The following is a 3,630-nucleotide window of genomic DNA, read 5'->3' as shown; positions in this document are numbered from 1 at the left end:
GCGCCACGTGCAGCGCGAGGTACAGCGTCTCGTCCCCGGTCACCGTCCAGTCGTACCGCTCCCGGAGCAGGTCCTGGATCGCCCGCGCCGCGTCGACCGCAGAGGGGTGCTGCGACCGCACCGCCTCCAGCAGCACGCCCTGCACGTCCGGCGGGGGAGCGCCCTGCTGCTGCCGCACGAACAGGTACCGCAGGTGCGTGATGAACCGGGCGACGTCGATCGACTCCTCGTCGAGCTCGACCCCGAGCCGCGTCCGCACGATGCCCAGCACGGCGCCGAACACCTCGGTCATCTCGACGGTGCGGGAGAGCTCGCCGGCGCCGAACTGCGCGTTGACGAAGTGCAGCGCCAGCGGCACCGCCTCCAGCGCCGGCAGCTCGACCCCCGTCGCCTCGCGCACCATCACCAGCGCGTGCCGCGCGAACGCCACCTCCTTCGGGTAGAGGTGCAGCACCTCCCACTGCAGCGGGTACGCGATCTGCACGTCCTCCCGCGCGCGACGCAGTGCGAACGAGATGTGGTCGGCGAGCGGCACGACGACGTGCCCGGTGATGTGCGGCCCGAGCTGGTCGCGGGCCTCGGCGACGATGCGCTGGGTGAGGTCGATGTCCTCGGCGGGGATCTCGTCGAGGAGCGCGACGATCCGCTCGGGGGTGGTGCCGCCGCCGGCGACGAACGTGCGCTCGACGTCGGCGGTGCGCACGGCGTCACCGGCACGGACCTGGAAGCCGAGGCCCTTGCCCATGAGGACGACCTCCGTGCCGCCCTCGTCGGCTGCCAGGAGGACGTTGTTGTTGAACACCTTCGTCACCCGCACGCGTGCTCCTCGCTCAGGTCCGGGCGCCGCGCGCCCGACGCCGTCGGCGCCCCCGGGACGGACCCGGGGGCGCCGACGACTCGATTCCTATCAAATGGGGCTGTGGGTCGGCAGCGGCGGTCTCAGACCGCGACCCGCAGCAGGGCGTCGCCCGACGACACCCGGCCCTCGGCGGCCGGCAGCACCGACGCCGGGTCGGCCCCGCCGGTGACGACGACGACCGTGCTGGTGTCGTGGCCGGCGGCGCGGACGGCGGCGAGGTCGACCTCGGTCAGCAGGTCGCCGGCCCGGACGGACGCACCCGCCGCGACGGCCGGGGCGAAGCCGGCGCCCGCCATCTGCACGGTGTCGATGCCGATGTGCACGAGCAGCTCGACGCCGTCGGCGGTGCGCAGCCCGTAGGCGTGCGGCAGGACGCTCACGACCTCGGCGTCGACCGGGGCGACGACCCGGCCGTCCGTCGGGACGACCGCCGCGCCGGCGCCGAGCGCGCCCGAGGAGAACACCGCGTCGGGCACCGCCGCGAGCGACACCGCCGTGCCGGCGACGGGTGCGCGCACCTCGAGCACCCGCGTGCCGGTGAGGGTCCCGACGCCGCCGCCCGACGACACCGGCGTCCCCAGCCCGGCGCCCGCGCCCGCAGTCGTCGCCCGGTCCGCGTCGGCCGGTGCCTCGTCCTGCGCGGGCGGGTTCGGGATGTCGGTGAACCCGAGCGTCATGGTCAGCACGAACGCGAGGACGATGGCCAGCCCGGACCCGATGAGCTGCAGCGTGAAGTTGCCGACGTTGAGCGTCGAGGTGAGCGTGATGGCGCCCGGGAGGACGAAGCCCTCACCCGCCGAGCCGCCCGCCGCGGCGATCGCGCCGCCCACCGCGCCGCCGATGCAGGCGTAGATGAACGGCTTCTTCAGCCGCAGGGTGACGCCGTAGATCGCGGGCTCGGTGATGCCGGCGAGGAACGCGGAGATCGTCGCGGGGCCCGCGACGCCCTTGAGCTGGCGGTTGCGGGTCTTGAGGAACACGGCCGCGGCGGCGCCCGACTGGGCGAGCACGGCGGCGAACAGCGGGCCGGTGAGCAGCGAGTACCCGTTGTCGACGATGTCCTGGAGCATCACCGGGACGAAGCCCCAGTGGACGCCGAAGATGACGAACACCTGCCACAGCGCGCCCATGAGCAGGCCGCCGACGACCGGGCTCAGGTCCCAGAGCCAGTTGATGCCGCTCGACAGCCCGCGCCCGACCAGGTCGGACACCGGGCCGATGGCCAGGAAGGTCAGCGGCACGATCACGGCGACGGTGACCATCGGGGTGAGGAAGTTGCGCAGCGCCTCGGGGAACGCGCGGTTGAGCAGCCGCTCCAGGTGCGACTGCGCCCAGACCGCGAGGATCGTCGGGATGACCGCCGACAGGTAGCTGATCATCACGACCGGGATGCCGAAGAACGTCAGCTGGTTGCCGGCGGCCTCGAAGCCCTGGAGCGTGAGCGTCGCGCCGTCCGGGCCGGGGATGACCGCGATGGTCGCGGAGTAGAGCAGGGCGCAGGCGATCGCGACCGACACGTAGACGTTCGCCCTGAACCGCTTGGCGGCCGTGATCGCGAGCAGGATCGGCAGGAACTGGAAGATCGCGTCCGCCGCGGAGAACAGGATCGCGTAGGCGCCGGAGGCGGCCCAGTCCGGGGAGATCTTCACGGCGACGGCGAGCAGCGCCTTGAGCAGACCGGTGCCGGCGAGCACCCACAGGAACGGCGTGAAGATGCTCGTGATGAGGTCGATCGCCCGGGCCAGGAGCCCGCCGGAGGCGGCCGACTCGGTGGTCACGCCGCGGGTGCTGATCGCCTCGAAGACGCTGTTCACGGTGTTGCCGATGACGACCTGGAACTGGCCGCCGGCCTCGACGACGGTGATGACGCCGGGGGTCGCCTCGACCGCAGCCTTGTCGGCACGGTCCCGGTCGCGCAGCCGGAAGCGCAGGCGGGTGGCGCAGTGCGTCACCGAGGCGACGTTCTCGGCGCCGCCGACGCCGCGCAGGACGTCGTCGGCGATCGTCTGGTACTTGCTCGCGGTAGCCACGATTCCTCCTCGAATCAGTGTCCGCGCGGGCCGTCGTCGGTGTTTCGGGCAACAAAAAACCCGAGCCCGTGAGCGGGCGGGACGAGGGTCCCGCGTCGCCGGAGCTCGGGTTTTGCCTGTCGCCAGTAACAATCCCGGACCTGCGCGAGTCGCCGACTGCGGCGACCGTGCGAGGAAGGTAGGACCCGTCACGGGAACCTGTCAAGACCGGCTTCTCGACGGCCTGGTGAGCGGTGCCGGGCACCCGGCGGACCGCCCCGCGACGCGCCACGGGACGTCCGCGGTGCCGATCCCGACCCGCCTTGACGACCCGGCGCGGGGCGGGTAGGAATGGCGGCGTCGTCCAAGGATTGTGACTGATTCGATCAGGCAAGACCTGCTGCACGCCGCCTCTCGTGGGGTCGGTGCGCGCAGGTCTTTTTTGTTGCCCGGAATCGGCCGCGTCCACGCACCGCCGTAAGGGAGCCCGCCGTGCCGCACCGCACCGTCACCATCGCCTCGTCCGTGGGCCTGCACGCCCGGCCGGCGAGCGTCTTCGCCCGCGCGGCCGCCGCCACCGGCGTGCCCGTGCAGATCGCCCGGCCGGGGGCCGCGCCGGTCGACGCGTCGAGCCTGCTGCTCGTCATGGGCCTGGCCCTGCAGCACGGCGAGCCGGTCGAGATCGCCGCCGAGGGCGCCGACGCCGACGCCGCGCTCGACCGCCTGGCCGACCTCCTGGCGACCGACCTGGACGCCCCGGCC

At 73.1% G+C, this 3,630-nt stretch carries 3 protein-coding genes; 1 reads left to right on the top strand and 2 read right to left on the bottom strand.

The window, feature by feature from the left end:
- Both G6556_RS17715 and G6556_RS17710 read right to left on the bottom strand, forming a co-directional pair.
- Positions 1-817 (bottom strand): PRD domain-containing protein (locus tag G6556_RS17715; RefSeq protein WP_166944317.1); only part of this gene is annotated, 817 nt, incomplete at its 3' end.
- 122 nt (positions 818-939) lie between these two features.
- Positions 940-2,889: a beta-glucoside-specific PTS transporter subunit IIABC gene (locus G6556_RS17710; protein ID WP_166944315.1), complete on the bottom strand. Its 1,950-nt coding sequence runs from the start codon at positions 2,887-2,889 to the stop codon at positions 940-942.
- Positions 2,890-3,360: 471 nt separating this feature from the next.
- On the opposite strand from G6556_RS17710, the gene G6556_RS17705 reads away from it, so the two are divergent.
- The coding region (locus tag G6556_RS17705; RefSeq protein WP_166944313.1) for an HPr family phosphocarrier protein at positions 3,361-3,630 on the top strand (270 nt) is incomplete at its 3' end.

It is taken from the genome of Cellulomonas sp. IC4_254 (assembly GCF_011603975.1).
GTDB lineage: Bacteria > Actinomycetota > Actinomycetes > Actinomycetales > Cellulomonadaceae > Cellulomonas.
The sequence above is the reverse complement of the archived record's forward strand: the minus strand, read 5'-3'. Positions and strand labels throughout refer to the sequence as shown.